Raw genomic sequence first — 18,751 nt, forward strand, 5'->3', positions numbered from 1 at the left:
GAAGTTACCGACTGGCAGGGCGGGATCCGGCCCAGTGCCCCTGCTCTACAAGCGTAAGACAGCCAGGAGGGGATCCAGTGCGGGGCCCCTGCTCCAAGGTATGCAGCAGGGACTGCCGCTCATGAAGGGCCCCTTGCTCCAACCCAGGGAAGTTTGTGTTGCTCAGGGGCCGTGCAGCGGGTAGGCTTGCCGCCGAGTCGGTCAGGCGATCGCTTCTGGTTTCGGCCAGGGGAGGAAAGTCCGGGCTCCACAGGGCAGGGTGCCAGGTAACGCCTGGGGGGCGCGAGCCTACGGAAAGTGCAACAGAAAGGATACCGCCCGGCGCAAGTCGGGTAAGGGTGAAAAGGTGCGGTAAGAGCGCACCGCGCGGCTGGCAACAGGCGTGGCGATGGTAAACCCCACTCGGAGCAAGACCAAATAGGAATCCGTATGCTGCGGCCCGCAGTGGATTCGGGTAGGTCGCTACAGGCCGGCGGCGACGCCGGTCGCAGATGAATGATCGTCCACGACAGAACCCGGCTTATCGACCGACTCATCTAAATTTCCTTCGATCCAGTACCTCCAGGCTGCTCCGGGTGCTCCGGACCAGCCTGGTGGGGCCTGATCCATCCCTCTGCATATGACTTTTTCTGCTAATGCGCCCCTCCAGGAATAAGTAAAAAGCCTTTAACTTAAAGTGAATCCTTAACACATGATGTTATTGCCATGTTTTGCGGAATTTTTTACCCTCTGGCTTTCTGAAATTCCTTTCCCACAACACCCCTGAAACGCGCTAATTAACTGAAATTAAAACGTTTTTCGCGAGGCCCTCGCTTGACACCCGGTTCGACGCAGACCTATAGTGTCGAAAAGTGGGAATAAGTGGAACTATCTGGCTTTTAGTGGTTTTCAGGGGCCGGATACGAGGGGGAAACTGGCGTGTTTCGTGGGGTGCAGCACATCAATATGGACGCGAAGGGGCGCCTGGCTATGCCGGCGCGCCAGCGCGAGCCATTGCTGTCCCAGTGCGGTGGCCAGATTGTCGTGACCATCGATACCCAGGCGACCTGCCTCGTTATCTACCCCTTGCCCGGCTGGGAGCGGATTGAGCAGCAGATCCAGGCGCTGCCCGCGCTCAAGCCCGCCGTGAAGCGCTTCCAGCGCCTGGTGCTTGGCTACGCCACCGACCTCGAGCTGGACGGCAACGGCAGGATGTTGTTGCCCCAGCCCCTGCGCGACTATGCGCACCTGGACAAGAAGCTGGTGTTGGTGGGCCAGGGCAACAAGCTGGAATTGTGGGCGGAGGAGCTGTGGCTGGCGGAGCGCGAACAGGCGCTGCTGGAGTCCGGCCCCGAAGCGGAGTTGCCCGACGAATTGATGTCCCTGACCCTGTAGGTGAGTGGCATGCATCAAACAGTCCTGTTACGAGAAGCGGTGGACGCTCTGGTGACAACAGCCGGTGGTACATATGTCGATGGCACCTTTGGTCGCGGTGGGCACAGCCGGGCGCTGCTGGGGCGCCTCGACGATCAGGGTCGCCTGCTTGGGGTCGACAAGGATCCGCAGGCCGCAGCAGTGGCGGCCCAGCTGGCGGCTGAGGACCCCCGGTTTACCTTCTTCCATGGCTCCTTTGCCCTCTTGCCCGAGCAGCTGCGGCGCATGGGCCTGGATGCCGTCGACGGCATCCTGCTCGATATGGGGGTCTCCAGCCCCCAGCTTGATGACAGCAGCCGCGGCTTCAGCTTCCAGCACGACGGCCCTCTCGACATGCGGATGGACACCAGCAGCGGTGAGACCGCCGCCGAGTGGCTGGCCCGGGCCGCCGAGGGCGAGATTGCCGTCGTGTTGAAAGAGTACGGCGAGGAGCGTTTTGCCAAACGCATCGCCGGTGCCATTGTTGCGGCCCGCGCCGAGGCGCCGATCACCACGACCGGTCGACTGGCAAAGATTGTCAGCGAGGCCAACCCGCGCTGGGAGAAACACAAAAACCCCGCCACCCGCTCTTTCCAGGGTATTCGTATCTACATCAATCGCGAGCTGGATGATCTGGTTGAGCTGCTGGCCCGGGCCCTGTCGCTGCTGCAGGTCGGCGGTCGCCTGGTGGTCATCAGCTTTCACTCGCTGGAAGACCGGCTGGTAAAGCGCTATATGCGCGATATGGCCCGGGGCGATGTGGTTCCCGCCGGGGTGCCGGTCCTGGACAGCGATCTCAACCGGCGCATGCGCCTGCTGGGCAAGGCTGTGCGGGCCAGCGCAGAGGAAGTCGCCGCCAATCCGCGGGCGCGCAGCGCAATCATGCGCGTCGCCGAGAAGATCAACTGATGCCGGCGCCAATATTCATCTGCAACACGCGGCCGGCGGCTGGCGAGCGGGGCGCGGCGATGCCTTCGCCGCTGGTCGTTGCGTCCCTGCTGACGCTGATCCTGGGCTCGGCCTTCGCGGTTATCCAGAGCTCTCATGAGTGTCGCAAGCTGTATACCGTGCTGCAGCAGCTGGAGGCCGACCAGTGGCATCTGCAGGAGGATTACGGCCGACTCCTGCTGGAGCAGAGCACCTGGGCTTCGCACTACCGGGTGGAGCGGGTGGCGACTCGCGAGCTGAATATGCAGGCGCCGGTCCTCACTGAGCGCAAGGTGGTCAGGCCATGAGCCGCGTCCGTCAGCCCGCCGTTCCGCCCTGGCGCTTTTATCTGGTGGCCATTGCCCTGCTGGCGCTGTTGGCCCTGTTGGTCGGGCGGGTGCTGTCCCTGCAGGTGCTGGATACCGACCGCGGGCGCAGTTTCCTGCAGAGCCAGGGCGACAGTCGCGCGGTGCGGACGGCAGAGATCCCCGCCTATCGCGGCGTCATTTCCGATCGCCGCGGCGAGCCGCTGGCGGTCAGTACACCGGTGATATCGCTGTGGGTGGATCCTGCAATACTCTCCACCGTGGAGGACCTCGGGCCGCTGGCGGCTGCCCTCGACATGCCACTGGCCGAGCTGCGCGAGCGCCTTGACCGCTTTGCCGGGCGCCGTTTCATGTACCTGCAGCGCCACCTGGTGCCGGCAGTCGCGCGCGAGATACTGGCCTTGCGGGTGCCCGGGGTCTTTGGTGAGCGAGAGTACCAGCGCTACTACCCCGCGGGCGAGGTAGTCAGTCATCTGGTGGGCTTTACCAATGTCGACGGCAGCGGAATCGCAGGTCTCGAGCTCGCTTACGATGACTGGCTGCGGGGCACCCCGGGCAAGAAGCAGTACATCAAGGACCTGCACGGGGACGCGGTGCGCGACATCGGCGTGCTGGAGCCGGCGCTGCCGGGCAAGGACCTGAAGCTGAGCATAGACCTGCGCCTGCAGTACCTGCACCACCAGGAGCTGCAGCGGGCCATGGCCGTCACCGGCGCGACTTCCGGCAGCATCGTGACCCTCGACAGCCACACCGGCGAGGTGCTGGCGATGGTCAACCACCCGGTCTACAACCCCAACAGCCGTCGCGGCATCAGCGCCGATGTGACCCGCAATCGGGCGGTCACCGACATGTTCGAGCCGGGTTCGACGATGAAAACATTTACTCTGGTAGCGGCGCTGGAGAGCGGGTTGTTCTCCACTGAAACAATTATCGACACCTCTCCCGGGCGTATTCGCGTGGGTCGCAAAACCCTCCCCGATCCGCGTAACTACGGCGCCATCACTGTGTCCCGTGTGATCGAAAAATCCAGCCAGGTCGGGGTCACCAAGATGGCCCTGGAGTTGGGCCACGAACCCATCCGGGAGGTGTTTGGCCGCTTTGGTTTTGGCCAGAGCCTGGGTACCGGCTTCCCCGGCGAGAGCGCAGGCCAGCTGCCCAACCGGCGCCGCTGGAGCGATATCGAGAAAGTCACCCTGGCCTTCGGTTACGGTCTCACCGCCACGCCGCTGCAACTGGCCCATGCCTACAGCGCGTTTGCCAACGACGGCGTGCTGCAGCCGGTAACGCTGCAGGCCGCCCCCGAGGTGCTGGCGCCGGGCAAGCGGGTGTTGCAGTCGGATATCGCGCGGGAAGTGCTGACTGTACTGCAGCGCGTTACCGGCGAGCACGGTACGGCGCGACGCGCGCGGGTGGCCGGGTACGAGGTCGGCGGCAAGACAGGTACCGTGCACAAGGTTGGCCCCGGCGGTTACCAGGACAACAAATACATTGCCTTCTACGCCGGCGTAGCGCCCATTGCCGATCCGCGCTTCGTCACGGTGGTGGTGATCAACGAGCCCCAGGGTGAGGCCTATGGCGGCGGTGCCGCCGCCGCACCGGTCTTTGCCCGGGTCGCCGAGGGAACCCTGCGGCTGCTGAATGTGCCGCCGGATGAGCCGGAAGCGGTTGCGGCACTGGCGAACATCCGGCCGGGGGTGTCGGGATGACGGCGTCAGCTTCCCCGCTGGCGCGCAGCGTGGCGCTGCCCGATTTGCTCGGCAGTTGTGCGGCGGCCTGGCCGCAGGTGCAGGTGCGCGGAGTGCAGCTCGACAGTCGGCGGGTGGGCCCCGGTGACCTGTTCCTGGCGGTGCCGGGTGGCAGCCACGATGGCCGCCAGTTTATTGAGCAGGCGGTTGCCAGTGGGGCGGTGGCGGTGGCCGCAGAGCCACCGGTGGCGGGTTATGTTGACGCGGTCCAGGTGCCACTGCTGGAAATCCCCGAGCTGGCGCGGGAAGCCGGTGCCATCGCCGCACGTTTTTATGGCGAGCCGAGCCTGGAGCTGGACATGGTGGCCATCACCGGCACCAACGGCAAAACCACCACCACCCGTTTGCTGGCGCAGCTGCTGCGGGCGCGGGGGCTCAGCTGCGGGGTGATCGGTACGCTCGGCGCGGTGCTGGATGATTCAGTGACGGCGGCGGCAAACACAACGCCGGACGCGGTGGCGCTGCAGCGGCAGCTGGCCGCGTGGCGGGATCAGGGTGTGGCTGCGGTCTGTATGGAAGTCTCTTCCCACGCGCTCGACCAGGGCCGTGTCAACGGCGCCCGCTTCGCTATCGCCGTGTTTACCAATCTGTCGCAGGATCACCTCGACTACCACGGCAGCATGGCGGCCTATGGTCGCAGCAAGCAGCAGTTGTTCCGCAGCCCGGGCTTGCGCCACGCGGTCATCAACCTGGATGACGCCTACGGCGCCGAAGTGCTGGCAGGCCTGCCGGCTGGCGTGCAGGCCTGGACGTTTTCCGCCGCGGGCCGGGCCGATGCGCAGATCCGTGTCACTGAGTCGGAGTTTCACCCCGGCGGCGTGCGCGCAACCCTGCATACGCCCTGGGGCAGCGGAGTGTTTGCCAGCCCGCTGCCGGGGGATTTCAATCTTGCCAACGTGGTAGCTGCCGTGACCTGTGCCCTGTTGCTTGACCCCGAACTGCCGGAGCTGCTCGCGGCGGTGGCCCTGCTCAAACCCGTGCCCGGGCGCATGGAACCGGTGGCCAATTGCATCGGGCTGCAGGTGGTGGTGGATTATGCCCACACACCGGATGCCCTGGCCCAGGTACTTGCCGCGCTGCGCCCGCATGTGGCTGGCCGCCTGGTCGCGGTGTTCGGCTGCGGCGGCGACCGCGATCGGAGCAAGCGCGCGCCAATGGGCCATATCGCCTGCGCGGGGGCGGACAAGGTGATCCTGACCTCGGATAACCCGCGCCATGAGGACCCGCTGGTGATCCTGCGGGATATTCAGCAGGGCTGCAGCGGTGAGGTCGACGTGCAGCCTGACCGCGCCGCAGCCATTGCCGCAGCGATTGCCGCAGCCCGGCCTGGCGACTGTATTCTCATTGCCGGCAAGGGTCACGAGGACTACCAGATCGTCGGCAGCGAGCGCCATCCGTTCAGCGATACCGACACCGCTGCCCGTGCCCTGCAGGGGAGGGTCTCCGCATGATGCGCTCCTTCTACCTCGGCGAGCTGGAGCAGCCCCTGGGGGCGCTGCGCTCCGGCGCGGATGTCGAGGTCAGCCGGGTGACCACGGACAGCCGCGAGGTGCAGCCGGGCGACCTGTTCGTGGCCCTGCGCGGCGAGCGCTTTGACGGTCACCAGTTCCTGCCTGCCGTTGCCGCTGCGGGTGCCGCTGCAGCCGTGGTCAGTCACGCCGTGGACACGCCGCTGCCCCTGCTGCAGGTGGCGGACACCCAGCGTGCACTCGGCCAATTGGGTGCCTGCAACCGGGCGCTGTTCCAGGGGCCGTTGGTCGCCATCACCGGCAGTTCCGGCAAGACCTCGGTCAAGAATCTGGTCAGCGCCGTGCTGGCCCGGCGCGGGCCGACGCTTGCCACCACAGGTAATCTCAATAACGAGATAGGTGTGCCCCTGACACTGTTGCGCCTGGCGCCCGAACACGCGTTCGCGGTGGTGGAAATGGGTGCGACCCGGGCCGGTGATATTGCCTCGTTGTGCGAGCTTGCACGTCCGACCATAGCCCTGCTGCTGAATGCCATGCCAGCTCACCTCGACGGCTTCGGCAGCGTCGAGTCGGTGGCCACGGCCAAGGGCGAAATCTACGACGGTCTGTGCGGTGCCGGCACCGCAATCGTCAATGCCGACCAGCCCTGGGCCGGCCGCTGGCGCAGCCGCGCCGCCGGGGCGGCGATTCTCGACTACGGCGTGCGGAGTCCGGCGGCTATCAGTGCCAACAGTATCCAATCCAGGGGCATTGCGGGTGTCAGCTTCGTCGCCACTACCCCCGCGGGTGACGCGCCGATCCGGCTGCAGGTGCCGGGCCTGCACAACGTGTCCAATGCCCTGGCCGCGATTGCTGTCGGCCTGGCCTGCGGCCTGCCGCTGGCGGAGATTACCGCCGGTCTCGCCAGTGTGACGCCGGCCAGCGGTCGCGGCGCGCTGGTGCGCGGCCTGGGCGGGTCGACCCTGGTCGATGACACCTATAACGCCAATCCGGGCTCGGTGCGCGCCGCCATCGACCTGTTGGCCGATTGCGGGGGGCGCCGCACCCTGGTGCTGGGCGAGATGCTGGAGCTTGGCGAAAACAGTGCGCAGCTGCACCGGGATATCGGCGTCTATGCCCGCGAGCGCGGCCTGGATCGTTTTGTCGGCGTTGGCGCGGCACTTGCCGGGGCCGCGGATGCGTTTGGCGGTGAGTGCTTCGCGGATTGCGCGTCGGCGGTCGCGGCGCTGGCAGACACACTGACCGCGGACGACACCGTATTGATCAAGGGGTCGCGCGGGGTGTCCATGGAGCGCGTGCTGGTGGCCCTCAGTGAGCCGGCAGCGGAGGCGGGGAACTGACATGTTACTGTTCATTGCAGAGTACCTGACCCTGCGCAGCATCCTTGCGGCGGGGACAGCCCTGGCGATCTCGCTGCTGGTGGGGCCGGCCATGATCCGCAGGCTCAATCTATACCAGGTGGGGCAGGCGGTGCGCAGCGACGGCCCCAAGTCGCACCTGAGTAAATCCGGTACCCCCACCATGGGCGGCGCGTTGATCCTGGTCGCCATCGCGGTCAGCAGCCTGCTGTGGGCGGACTTGCGCAACCCCTATATCTGGATCGCCATGGGCGTTACAGCGGTATTCGGCGCCGTCGGCTGGGTAGACGATTATCGCAAGGTGGTAGAAAAGGATTCCCGCGGCCTGCCGGCCCGCTGGAAATACTTCTGGCAGTCGTTGGCGGGGCTGGCGGCGGCGCTGTACCTGTACCTGGCCTTCGATACCCCGGTTACCACGGAGCTCTATATCCCCTTCTTCAAGGATTTTGCCTGGAGCATGGGGCCGCTGTTTGTGTTGCTGACCTATTTCGTCATTGTCGGTGCCAGCAACGCGGTGAACCTGACCGACGGCCTGGACGGGCTCGCCATCCTGCCGACGGTTATGGTCGGCTCCGCCCTGGGCATCATTGCCTACCTGACCGGCAACGTGAATTTCGCGGACTACCTGCATATACCCTACGTCGCCGGCAGCGGTGAGCTGGCGGTGTTCTGCGGCGCGATGGCCGGTGCGGGTCTGGGCTTTCTCTGGTTCAACACCTATCCCGCCCAGGTATTCATGGGTGACGTGGGCGCCCTGGCGCTGGGGGCCGGGCTGGGCACGGTGGCGGTCATCACCCGTCACGAGATCGTCTTTTTCATCATGGGCGGGATCTTCGTGCTGGAGACGGTTTCGGTGATCCTGCAGGTGGCGTCGTTCAAGCTGACCGGCAAGCGCATTTTCCGCATGGCGCCCATCCACCACCATTTCGAACTGAAGGGCTGGCCCGAGCCGCGGGTCATTGTGCGCTTCTGGATTATCACTGTGATGCTGGTCCTGTTCGGGCTGGCCACCCTGAAGTTGCGCTAGGCAACCACGGAGTAAAGGCGACTGTGACACAGGATCTGATAGCGAGCAGCGGCGACGAGGTCATCTTTGGCCTTGGCGCCACCGGCTTGTCCTGTGCCCGCTACCTGCATCGACAGGGGCGCCGGTTTACCGTGATAGACACCCGCAGCGCTCCGCCTGAGCTGGCGACTCTGCAGCATGAGATGCCCGGCGTGCCGGTATTCGCCGGCGATATTCCCGAGACGATCGTCAGCCGCGGCGGCGAATGGGTGGTCAGCCCGGGTATCGCGCTGGAGGATCCGCTGGTCGTGCGGGCCGTGGATGCCGGCGCCGAGGTGGTAGGGGATATCGACCTGTTCATGCGCGCGGCCCGGGCCCCGGTCGTGGGCATCACCGGGTCCAATGCCAAATCCACCGTGACCGCGTTGCTGGGGGAAATGGCCCGGGAGGCGGGGCTCAACGTGGGCGTGGGTGGCAACCTGGGTACGCCGGCGCTGGACCTGCTGGCCGACGACAGAGAGCTCTATGTCCTCGAGCTGTCGAGCTTCCAGCTTGAGCGCGCCGGTGATCTCGGGCTGGCCGTGGCCACGGTGCTAAACGTCAGTGCCGATCACCTGGACCGTCACGGGACCCTGCCGCGCTATCACCAGGCCAAGCACCGGATTTTCCGCGCCTGCCGCAAGGCGGTGGTCAACCGCGATGATCCGCTGACCCTGCCGCTGCTGGCAACGGATGTGCCGGTGATCAGCTGGCGCTTGCGCGAACCGGAGCTGGACGGCTTCGGCCTGCGGCTGGTTGCCGGCGTCGAAACCCTCTGCCTTGGCTTCGACCCGCTGCTGCCGGTGGCGGAGTTGGGCATCAAGGGCCGCCACAACGTCGCCAATGCCCTGGCCGCGTTTGCCCTGGGCCACGCCGCGGGGCTGGCGCTGGAAGCCATGGTGGTTGCGGCACGGCGCTTCACGGGTTTGCCCCACCGTTGCCAGCTGGTGACCGAGGCCGGTGGCGTACGCTTTGTGAACGACTCCAAGGGCACCAATGTGGGCGCGACAGTGGCTGCGCTCAAGGGCCTGGCGAGCAATCGCAACATCGTGTTGATCGCTGGCGGCGTTGGCAAGGGGCAGGATTTCCGCCAGCTGCGTGCGCCACTGCAGGCGAGTTGCAAGGCGCTGGTAGTGATCGGCGAAGCAGCGGCAGAGATAGAGAGTGCCGGGGCCGATATCGTGCCGGTGCAGCACGCAGCAGACATGGCCGACGCGGTTGCCCGCGCTGGGGCCCTGGCGACGGCTGGCGATGTAGTGTTGCTGTCTCCGGCCTGCGCCAGCTTCGACATGTTCAGCGGTTACCCGGCTCGCGGTGCCGCCTTCGTCGCCGCGGTCGAGTCCCTGGTGGCGGGGGGCGGCGCATGAGCTCGCTGGCAGGCAAGCGCTTTGGCGTCGATCCCGCGCTGCTGCTGCTGGGGCTGGCCCTGTTGCTGGTCGGGCTGGTGGCGATCAGCTCGGCCTCGATCGAATATGCAGACTGGCACTATCGCGATGCCTGGCACCATACCCGTCGGCACCTGATGTATATCGTGATCTCGGCCAGCGCGGCGGTGGTGGTGTATCGACTGCCGCCGGGCTTCTGGCTGGCGAGCGGCTGGATGTGGTTGCTGGCGGGACTCGCTTCCCTGGTGTTGGTGCTGCTGCCCGGAATTGGCAAGGACGTCAATGGCGCCCAGCGCTGGCTGCCGCTGGGGCCCTTTACCCTGCAGCCGTCTGAGTTTGCCAAGTTTACCGTGGTGATATACCTCGCGGGCTATCTGGTGCGGCAGGCCAGGGAAGTGCGCAACGAGTGGCCGGGGTTCCTCAAGCCCATGGGTGTGCTGGCGCTGGTGACAGTGCTGCTCATGGCGGAGCCCGATTTCGGTGCCACTGTCATTACGGTGGCCACGGCGTTTGGCATGCTGTTTCTGGCCGGCGTAAACCTGCGCCACTTCCTGTCGGTGCTGACGGTGAGCCTGCTGGGGCTGGTGGGCCTGATATTTGCCGCGCCCTACCGTGTCCAGCGCCTGACCGCTTATACGGATCCCTGGGCCGATCCCTATGGCAGTGGTTTCCAGCTCATCCAGTCGCTGATCGCTTTCGGTCGCGGCGAATGGCTGGGCGTAGGGCTGGGCAACAGTGTGCAGAAACTGTTCTACCTGCCGGAGGCTCACACCGACTTCGTGTTTTCCATCTGGGCGGAGGAAACCGGCTTTGTCGGCGCGCTGCTGGTTATCGGGCTGTTCACCGCCCTGATCGCGCGCATCCTCTGGGTGGCGCGGCGAGCCCAGGCGGTGGGAGAAGACTTCGGTGCCTACCTTTGCTACGGCGTGGCCCTGGTATTTTCCGGTCAGGCCTTTGTGAATATGGGAGTGAGTTCCGGATTGTTGCCGACCAAGGGCCTGACCCTGCCTTTCGTCAGCTACGGTGGTACCAGCCTGATCGTGTGCTGCTGCATGCTGGCCCTGGTGCTGCGTGTAGAGCGTGAGTTGCCCGCGGGCGGGGTAGGCAAGCGGCGCACTGCGGGAGGCAAGTCATGACCGCGGCCGCGCCCCTGATATTGATGATGGCGGGTGGTACTGGCGGCCACGTCTATCCCGCACTGGCGGTGGCGGAAGAGCTGCGCGAACGCGGCTACCGGGTCGCCTGGGTGGGCACGGCCCGCGGCCTCGAAGCGCGGGTGGTGCCTGCAGCCGGCTTCCAGCTGCACACGCTTCCGGTGCGAGGCGTGCGCGGCAAGAACCTGCTGCAAACGGCACTGGGGCTGTGGCTGGTGCTGTGGTCGTCGCTGCAGGCGCTGCGCCTGGTGGGGCGGCTGTCCCCGGCCTGCGTGGTGGGCATGGGCGGCTATGTGGCGGGCCCCGCCGGGCTCGCCGCCTGGGTGCTGCGCAAGCCGCTGCTGATCCACGAGCAGAATGCCGTTGCCGGCACTACCAATCGCCTGCTGGCACCGCTCGCCCGTGCCATCGTTTGCGGGTTCCGGGGCGCGTTCCCGGAGAACCGGCCGGTACGGGTACTCGGGAATCCCGTGCGCCAGTCGCTGCTGGAGGCAGCCCGCGAGCAGCACTGGGACTATCACGGCCAGCGGCCCCTGCAGGTGCTGGTGCTGGGCGGCAGCCTGGGCGCCCAGGCCATTAACCAGCTGCTGCCGGAGGCGCTGCGCAAGTTGCGCAAGCGGGTGGGTGAAGGGGCAGTCAGCGTCTGGCACCAGTCCGGCGAAGCCCATGTCGACAGCCTGCGCCAGGAGTACGGCCCGATGCTGGAGCAGGGCGTGCGGGTGAGTGCCTATATCGAGGATATGGCCGCGGCCTATAGCTGGGCGGATATTGTGGTCTGCCGTGCCGGTGCGTTAACCGTTGCCGAGCTGGCGATCATGGGGCGTCCGTCGCTGTTGATTCCGCTGCCGCACGCCATTGATGACCACCAGACCGCCAATGCGCGCTCCCTGTCCGATCGCGGTGCGGCCCTGCTGCTGCGCCAGGCGGGTCTGCAGGCGAAGGGCCTGGCGGCAACGCTGGCCGGGTATATTTCAAACCCCAAACTGCTGGCATCGATGGCCCATGCGGCCTCTGCCGCGGCGCTGCCGAAGGCGACCTCGCAGCTTGCCGATCTGTGCGAGGAGCTGATGCGCCATGACTGACAGGAGCCCCTACACAGTGCCGGAAATGCGCCGCATTCGTCGCATCCACATGATCGGTGTGGGCGGAACCGGCATGAGCGGTATCGCCGAGGTGCTGGTCAATCTGGGCTACGAGGTTTCCGGGTCCGACCTGCGTCCGAGCTCGGTCACCGGGCGCTTGCAGCAGAAAGGGATCCGCGTTTTCATCGGCCACTCGGCGGACAATGTCCAGGCCGCCGACGTGGTGGTGAGTTCCAGCGCCGTGCGCGCCGACAACCCGGAAGTGGTGGCGGCCCGGGCGGCCCGGATCCCCGTTGTGCCCCGGGCCGAGATGCTGGCGGAACTGATGCGCTACCGCCACGGCATCGCGGTGGCCGGGACCCACGGCAAGACGACCACCACCAGCCTGATTGCCGCGGTCTTTGCGGAGGCGGGCCTGGATCCCACCTTTGTCATCGGCGGCCTGGTCAATTCCGCCGGCAGCAATGCCCAGCTCGGCGCCAGCCGGTTCCTGGTGGCGGAGGCCGATGAGAGCGATGCATCCTTCCTCCACCTACAGCCGATGGTCACAGTGGTGACCAATATTGAAGCGGATCACATGGAAACCTACGGAGGCGATTTCAGCGTCCTGCGCAGTACGTTCCTCGAGTTCCTGCACAACCTGCCCTTCTACGGACTGGCGGTACTGTGTATCGACGACCCGGCAGTCGCTGGCCTGCTGCCGGACCTGTCCCGGCAGTTTCTTACCTACGGGTTCGCGGCGGAAGCCGACTACCGGGTAAGCAATGTGCGCAAGCAGGGCCTGACCACCGCCTTCACCGTGCAGCGCCCGGGCGACCAGGTGCCGCTGGAGATTCAGCTGAACATGCCCGGTGAACACAATGTATTGAATGCCACCGCAGCCGTCGCCGTGGCCTCCGACGAGGGTATTGGCGATGCCGCAATCCAGCGCGGGCTGGCGGCATTTGCCGGGGTCGGGCGCCGTTTCAGCGTGCTCGGGGAACTCACCTTTGCCGGCGGCAGCGCCCTGCTGGTCGACGATTACGGTCACCACCCCACCGAGGTGCGGGCGACGCTGGAATCCGCCCGTCAGGCCTGGCCCGACCGGCGCGTGGTGATGGTCTACCAGCCACACCGCTACACCCGCACCCGCGACCTTTACGAGGACTTCGTGGCGGTGCTGTCGCGCTGTGACGTGTTGCTGCTGCTGGAGGTGTATGCGGCGGGGGAGGAACCGATCGCGGGTGCCGACAGCCGTAGCCTGACCCGCAGTATTCGCCAGCGCGGGCAGGTGGAGCCGGTATTCGTCGAAGGGATTGACGAGGTGGCGCCGGTCCTGGGCGGCATTCTCCGCGCCGGCGACGTGGTCATCACCCAGGGCGCGGGCAATATCGGTCGCCTGGCGCAGGACCTGCAGGCGCTGGGACATTTAGGGGAGAGCAAGGTATGAGCTGGGAACAGGCAACGGCCGGGCCGGTAGCGGTGTTGCTGGGCGGGCGTTCGGCGGAGCGCGAAATCTCGCTGCAGACCGGTGCCACCATTGTCGCCGCCCTTGCCAGCCTCGGCTGTACGGTGCGCCAGGTCGACCCCGCAGTGGACGGCTGGGTAGCGCAGCTCGAGGGGGTCAGCTTCGCCTTCAACGCCCTGCACGGTCCCGGCGGGGAGGACGGCGTGATCCAGGGCGCGCTGGAGATCCTGCGGGTGCCATATTCGGGCTCCGGCGTGCTCGGTTCGGCACTGGCCATGGACAAGCAGCGCAGCAAGCAGCTGTGGCAGGGCGTCGGCGTCGCCACCGGCGGCTTTGTCACCCTGTCTGCGGACAGTGACTGGGACGCGGTTATCGCCCGCTTCGGCAAGGTCTTTGTCAAGCCCGCCTGCGAGGGGTCAAGCGTCGGCATGGCCCCGGCGGCAACGCCCGCGGCGCTGGCTGCGGCATATCGCAACGCCGCAGTGTTCGGCACTGCGGTGCTGGCGGAACAGTTTATCAACGGCCCGGAATACACCGTCGCGGTGCTGGGCCAGGAGACTTTGCCCTCGATCCGCATGGAGACGGATCGCGAGTTCTATGACTACGAGGCCAAGTACCTGGCGGACGACACCCGTTACCACTGCCCCAGCGGCCTCAGCGCTGCGGATGAGGCCGAGGCGGGCGCCCTGGCCCTCGCCGCATTTCGCAGCCTGGGTTGCGCGATCTGGGGCCGGGTGGACCTGATGCGGGACGCCGACGGGCGTTTTTATGTGCTGGAGGTGAACACTATTCCGGGCATGACTTCGCACAGCCTGGTGCCGATGGCGGCGCGGGCTGTGGGCATGTCGATCGAGACACTGGTGCGTCGCATTGTCGAACTCAGCTGGGAGGGCCGCAGGCAGCATGGCTGAACCGCGCACATCCGGCAACGCCCGCGGGGCTGGCAAGTCGCGTCGGCGCAGTGCCGGCGCGACCCGGCGCCAACCCGCAGCGGCACCGCGCAATGGCGCCCGGGCTCGCCTCGGCCTGCGCCTGCTGGACGGCTGGGTCAACCGGATGCTGGTATTGGCGGCGGTGGGCGTAGTCGGCGTCGCGGGTTTGCAGGCCTGGATCGCCTTGCAGGAGATCCCGGTGGAGCGTATCTCCGTTACCGGCACGCTGCACCGGACCCAGACCGAGGCAGTGCAGGAAATTGTCCAGCCGGCCCTGGTCGGGGGCTTCCTCAGCGCCGACCTGGACCAGGTTCGGGCCCAGCTGCAGGCGCTGCCCTGGATCTACCAGGTGTCCGTGCGCCGGCGCTGGCCCAATGCGCTGGAGATCCAGGTGCAGGAGCAGCTGCCCATAGCGCGCTGGGGCGAGGGCGGTTTTCTCAACCACGAAGGTGAAGTGTTTCAATCCGCCGGCGTCGACGGCGAGCAGAGCCTGCCGCGGCTTGAGGGCCCGGCGGGTTCGACGGGGCAGTTGATTCTGAGCTACCAGCAACTGGGCGAACTGTTGCAGCCGCTGGGGCTGGAGTTGCGCGAGCTGTCCCTGGACGAGCGCGGCCACCTCAGGGCGGTGCTGGCAGGGGGCATGGAGCTGGTGCTGGGCAATACGGAGTTTGGCGAACGCCTGCAGCGCTTTGCCACGGTCTACCGCAAGGAGCTGGCCGAGCGGGTCGGCGAGGTACAGCGGGTGGACCTGCGCTACGAAAGCGGTGTGGCGGTAGCGTTCCGTGAGCCGGAGTTACCCGCAGAAGAGGGAGCCGCAGCCCAGGTCGCGGGTATTTCGATGATGGATTCAGTGGGGGAGTGAGACTGCCATGGGCAGCGTACAGGACAAGCGGATGATCGTCGGGCTGGATATCGGCACCTCCAAGGTGGTCGCTTTGGTGGGCGAATTGAATGCCGAGGGCGGCATCGAGATCGTCGGCATCGGCTCCCATCCTTCCAAGGGCATGAAGAAGGGCGTGATCATCAATATTGAATCCACCGTGCAGTCGATCCAGCGCGCAGTGGAAGAGGCTGAACTGATGGCGGGCTGCCAGATCCACTCGGTCTACGTCGGCGTTGCCGGCAGCCATATTCGCAGCCTGAACTCCCACGGCATCGTCGCCATTCGCGATCGCGAAGTGCAGCAGGCGGATCTGGAGCGGGTCATCGATGCCGCCCAGGCAGTGGCGATACCGGCGGATCAGAAGATCCTGCATATCCTGCCGCAGGAGTATGTAATCGATAACCAGGAGGGCATCAAGGAGCCCCTGGGGATGTCGGGGGTGCGGCTGGAGGCGAAGGTGCACCTGGTGACCTGCGCGGTGAACGCGGCCCAGAACATCGAGAAGTGTATCCGCCGCTGTGGCCTGGATGTGGAGGAAATCATCCTCGAGCAGCTGGCCTCCAGCTTTTCGGTGCTGACCGAGGATGAGCGTGAGCTGGGGGTATGCCTGGTGGATATTGGCGGTGGCACCACCGATATCGCGATTTTCACTGACGGTTCGATCCGCCACACCGGGGTTATCCCGATAGCCGGCGACCAGGTGACCAACGATATCGCCATGGCCCTGCGCACGCCGACCCAGTACGCGGAGGAGATCAAGATCAAGTACGCCTGCGCCCTGACCCAGCTGGCCGGTCCGGACGAGACCATCAAGGTGCCGAGTGTCGGCGACCGGCCGCCGCGGGACCTGTCCCGGCAGTCCCTGGCGGAGGTGGTGGAGCCGCGCTACGACGAACTGTTCACTCTGATCCAGGCCGAGCTGCGCCGCAGTGGCTACGAGGAGATGATTCCCGCGGGCGTGGTGCTGACCGGCGGTACGGCCAAGATGGAAGGGGTGGTGGAGCTGGCGGAGGAGATTTTCCACATGCCGGTACGGGTGGGTTATCCGCAATCGGTCAAGGGCCTCAACGATATCGTCCGCAACCCGATTTACGCCACCGGCGTGGGGTTGCTGCAGTACGGGCAAAAGAACAGCAGTGAGCGAGCGGGCAGCGCCAGTCGCGGCAGTGTGCCTGGCGAGGGAATGATCGCGCGCTTCAAGGGCTGGTTACAGAGCAATTTCTAGGATTTCAGGTGGTTAACCGTCGCACCCCGGTGCGGCGCCATGCAAAAAGGGGAGTAATATCATGTTTGAACTTATCGACAACGTACCTCAGAACGCCATCATCAAAGTCATCGGAGTCGGTGGCGGCGGTGGCAACGCTGTGAAACACATGATCGAGAACCTGGTCGAAGGAGTGGATTTCATCTGCGCCAACACCGACGCCCAGGCACTGTCGGACATCCGTTCCAAGACGGTCCTGCAGCTCGGTGGAGCTATCACCAAGGGGCTCGGTGCAGGGGCCAACCCGGACATCGGGCGGGCAGCGGCACTGGAGGACCGGGACCGTATCGCCGATGCCCTGCGCGGGGCGGACATGGTCTTCATCACCGCCGGCATGGGTGGTGGTACCGGCACCGGCGGCGCCCCGATCGTGGCCGAAGTGGCCCGCGAAATGGGTATCCTGACGGTGGCCGTGGTCACCCGTCCGTTCCCCTTCGAGGGCAAAAAGCGGCTGGCGATTGCCGAGGCCGGGGTGCGGGAACTGCAGCAACATGTGGATTCCCTGATCACCATTCCCAACGAAAAGTTGCTTGAGGTTCTCGGAAAAAGTACCAGTTTATTGGATGCCTTCAAGGAAGCGAATGATGTATTGTTGGGCGCAGTTCAGGGTATCGCCGACCTGATTATTCGCCCCGGCATGATCAACGTGGATTTCGCCGATGTGCGCACGGTGATGTCGGAAATGGGCATGGCCATGATGGGTACCGGCAGTGCCCGCGGTGAGAATCGCGCCCGGGAAGCAGCGGAACGTGCTATCAACAGCCCGCTTCTGGACGACATCGACCTGCGCGGGGCCCGCGGTATCCTGGTGAACATTACAGCCGGGCTGGATCTGTCACTGGGCGAGTTCTCCGAAGTTGGCGACACGATTGAAGAGTTTGCCTCGGACGATGCCACGGTAGTGGTGGGCACCGTGATCGACCCGAACATGACGGACGAGATCAAGGTGACCGTAGTCGCGACCGGTTTGGGTGGCGAGGTGGTCAGGACGGCTACGCTGCAGGTTGTGGAAGCGGCACCGCGTGCGGTCGAGGCGACAGCGGACGAGCCGGATTACCGGGAGCTGGATCTTCCCACTGGCCTGCGCAGGGCCCGCTCTGCGGGTGGCGGCCAGGCGGCAGCGGCAGGTGGTAACGGCGATTATTTTGACATCCCCGCATTTTTGCGGCGACAGGCTGACTAGCGAGGGTCTCCCGACACCCTGATCGGGCGGGCCCTGCAAGTCGCAGAGCACCGAGGATGGGTGAAGGACTATGATTCGACAGCGCACTTTACGCAATGCGATCAAGGCAACGGGCATTGGCCTGCACACCGGTGAGAAAGTATATCTCACCCTGTGCCCGGCCCCGGTCAACGCCGGTATTGTGTTCAGGCGCGTGGATCTGGACCCGGTAGTCGAAATTCCGGCGCGGGCGGAGAACGTGAAGGAAACCACCCTGTCGACGACCCTGATTGCCAATGGGCAGAAGGTGTCGACAGTCGAGCACCTGTTGTCCGCCATGGCGGGCCTGGGGATCGACAACGCGTTCGTCGATGTCAGCGCAGCAGAAGTGCCGATCATGGATGGCAGTGCGGGCCCCTTTGTGTTCCTGATCCAGTCCGCTGGCATCGAGGAGCAGAACGCGGCGAAGAAGTTCATCCGCATCAAGCGTCCGGTCACGGTGGAAGACGGGGACAAGACAGCCAGCTTTCTCCCCTTTGATGGCTTCAAGGTCTCGTTTTCCATCGATTTCGACCATCCGGTATTCCGCGAGCGCTCACCTCACGCCGAGATCGACTTTTCCAGCACCTCCTTCGTCAAGGAAGTGAGCCGCGCCCGGACGTTCGGTTTCATGCACGAGATCGAGTATCTGCGTTCCCAGGGCCTGGCCCGCGGCGGTAGCGTGGACAACGCCATCGTTGTGGACGAGTACCGCATTCTCAACCAGGACGGCTTGCGCTACGACGACGAGTTCGTCAAGCACAAGATCCTCGACGCCATCGGCGACCTCTATCTGCTGGGTTACGGGGTGATAGGCGAGTACCGCGCGCACAAATCCGGCCATGCGCTCAACAACACCTCCCTGCGGGCGCTTATCGCGCAGCCCGATGCCTGGGAAATGGTGACCTTTGAAGACGAGGCCACCGCCCCGATCTCCTACTCCCTGAGCCCGGTCGCCGCCTGAGCTGGCCCCTGCAGAGCAGGGGCCCGGAACTGCCCGCCACCTGACCGTCGGTAACTTCACTCCGGTCAGTTGGCGGCCAGTCCCGGCCCCTCCCACCCACCGAGTACATCCCGCCACAGCTTCCCTCATGGAGAGCCGGAAGCGACACGCTGGGTTGGAGGGAGCCCGGCGGGGTAG

Annotated in this window: 16 protein-coding genes and 1 other RNA gene; all 17 read left to right on the top strand. The window is 65.6% G+C overall.

The features are described from left to right. Positions 1–193 precede the first annotated feature (193 nt). The 17 genes from rnpB (at position 194) to lpxC (ending at position 18,574) form a co-directional block, all read left to right on the top strand. Positions 194–539: RNase P RNA component class A (gene rnpB, locus RJQ10_RS12210), an RNA gene on the top strand. Between the two features lie 379 nt (positions 540–918). Further along, positions 919–1,374, top strand: coding sequence for a division/cell wall cluster transcriptional repressor MraZ (mraZ, locus tag RJQ10_RS12215; protein ID WP_350146953.1), 456 nt, complete (start codon positions 919–921; stop codon positions 1,372–1,374). 9 nt (positions 1,375–1,383) lie between these two features. Next, on the top strand, positions 1,384–2,301 hold the full coding sequence (gene rsmH / locus RJQ10_RS12220; protein ID WP_350146955.1) for a 16S rRNA (cytosine(1402)-N(4))-methyltransferase RsmH: 918 nt from the start codon (positions 1,384–1,386) through the stop codon (positions 2,299–2,301). Then, positions 2,301–2,627 carry a cell division protein FtsL gene (gene ftsL / locus RJQ10_RS12225; protein WP_350146957.1) on the top strand — a complete coding sequence of 109 codons (327 nt, stop codon included), beginning with the start codon at positions 2,301–2,303 and terminating at the stop codon, positions 2,625–2,627. The genes rsmH and ftsL overlap by 1 nt, the downstream gene beginning before the upstream one ends. Then, positions 2,624–4,351, top strand: a complete 1,728-nt coding sequence (locus RJQ10_RS12230) for a peptidoglycan D,D-transpeptidase FtsI family protein (RefSeq protein ID WP_350146959.1) — start codon at positions 2,624–2,626, stop codon at positions 4,349–4,351. The genes ftsL and RJQ10_RS12230 overlap by 4 nt, the downstream gene beginning before the upstream one ends. Continuing rightward, positions 4,348–5,841, top strand: a complete 1,494-nt coding sequence (locus tag RJQ10_RS12235) for a UDP-N-acetylmuramoyl-L-alanyl-D-glutamate--2,6-diaminopimelate ligase (protein WP_350146961.1) — start codon at positions 4,348–4,350, stop codon at positions 5,839–5,841. Before RJQ10_RS12230 ends, RJQ10_RS12235 begins: the two co-directional genes overlap by 4 nt. Further along, positions 5,838–7,199, top strand: a complete 1,362-nt coding sequence (locus RJQ10_RS12240) for a UDP-N-acetylmuramoyl-tripeptide--D-alanyl-D-alanine ligase (protein ID WP_350146963.1) — start codon at positions 5,838–5,840, stop codon at positions 7,197–7,199. The genes RJQ10_RS12235 and RJQ10_RS12240 overlap by 4 nt, the downstream gene beginning before the upstream one ends. Position 7,200: 1 nt before the next feature. Next, positions 7,201–8,244, top strand: coding sequence for a phospho-N-acetylmuramoyl-pentapeptide-transferase (mraY, locus tag RJQ10_RS12245; RefSeq protein ID WP_350146965.1), 1,044 nt, complete (start codon positions 7,201–7,203; stop codon positions 8,242–8,244). Positions 8,245–8,267: 23 nt separating this feature from the next. Beyond that, positions 8,268–9,629, top strand: a complete 1,362-nt coding sequence (gene murD, locus RJQ10_RS12250) for a UDP-N-acetylmuramoyl-L-alanine--D-glutamate ligase (protein ID WP_350146967.1) — start codon at positions 8,268–8,270, stop codon at positions 9,627–9,629. Then, positions 9,626–10,783, top strand: coding sequence for a putative lipid II flippase FtsW (gene ftsW, locus RJQ10_RS12255; protein ID WP_350146969.1), 1,158 nt, complete (start codon positions 9,626–9,628; stop codon positions 10,781–10,783). Before murD ends, ftsW begins: the two co-directional genes overlap by 4 nt. Further along, positions 10,780–11,883: an undecaprenyldiphospho-muramoylpentapeptide beta-N-acetylglucosaminyltransferase gene (murG, locus tag RJQ10_RS12260; RefSeq protein WP_350146971.1), complete on the top strand. Its 1,104-nt coding sequence runs from the start codon at positions 10,780–10,782 to the stop codon at positions 11,881–11,883. Before ftsW ends, murG begins: the two co-directional genes overlap by 4 nt. Beyond that, a complete protein-coding gene (murC, locus tag RJQ10_RS12265) occupies positions 11,876–13,312 on the top strand; it encodes a UDP-N-acetylmuramate--L-alanine ligase (RefSeq protein ID WP_350146972.1) in 1,437 nt (478 codons plus the stop codon). Before murG ends, murC begins: the two co-directional genes overlap by 8 nt. Continuing rightward, a complete protein-coding gene (locus RJQ10_RS12270) occupies positions 13,309–14,241 on the top strand; it encodes a D-alanine--D-alanine ligase (protein ID WP_350146974.1) in 933 nt (310 codons plus the stop codon). Before murC ends, RJQ10_RS12270 begins: the two co-directional genes overlap by 4 nt. After that, positions 14,234–15,124, top strand: coding sequence for a cell division protein FtsQ/DivIB (locus RJQ10_RS12275; RefSeq protein WP_350146976.1), 891 nt, complete (start codon positions 14,234–14,236; stop codon positions 15,122–15,124). Before RJQ10_RS12270 ends, RJQ10_RS12275 begins: the two co-directional genes overlap by 8 nt. A gap of 7 nt (positions 15,125–15,131) precedes the next feature. Continuing rightward, positions 15,132–16,370, top strand: coding sequence for a cell division protein FtsA (gene ftsA / locus RJQ10_RS12280; RefSeq protein WP_350146978.1), 1,239 nt, complete (start codon positions 15,132–15,134; stop codon positions 16,368–16,370). Between the two features lie 61 nt (positions 16,371–16,431). Then, positions 16,432–17,592 carry a cell division protein FtsZ gene (gene ftsZ, locus RJQ10_RS12285; protein WP_350146980.1) on the top strand — a complete coding sequence of 387 codons (1,161 nt, stop codon included), beginning with the start codon at positions 16,432–16,434 and terminating at the stop codon, positions 17,590–17,592. A gap of 70 nt (positions 17,593–17,662) precedes the next feature. After that, positions 17,663–18,574: a UDP-3-O-acyl-N-acetylglucosamine deacetylase gene (gene lpxC, locus RJQ10_RS12290; RefSeq protein ID WP_350146981.1), complete on the top strand. Its 912-nt coding sequence runs from the start codon at positions 17,663–17,665 to the stop codon at positions 18,572–18,574. Positions 18,575–18,751: the final 177 nt, after the last annotated feature.

The sequence above is a fragment of the Haliea sp. genome (assembly GCF_040222615.1).
GTDB lineage: Bacteria > Pseudomonadota > Gammaproteobacteria > Pseudomonadales > Halieaceae > Haliea.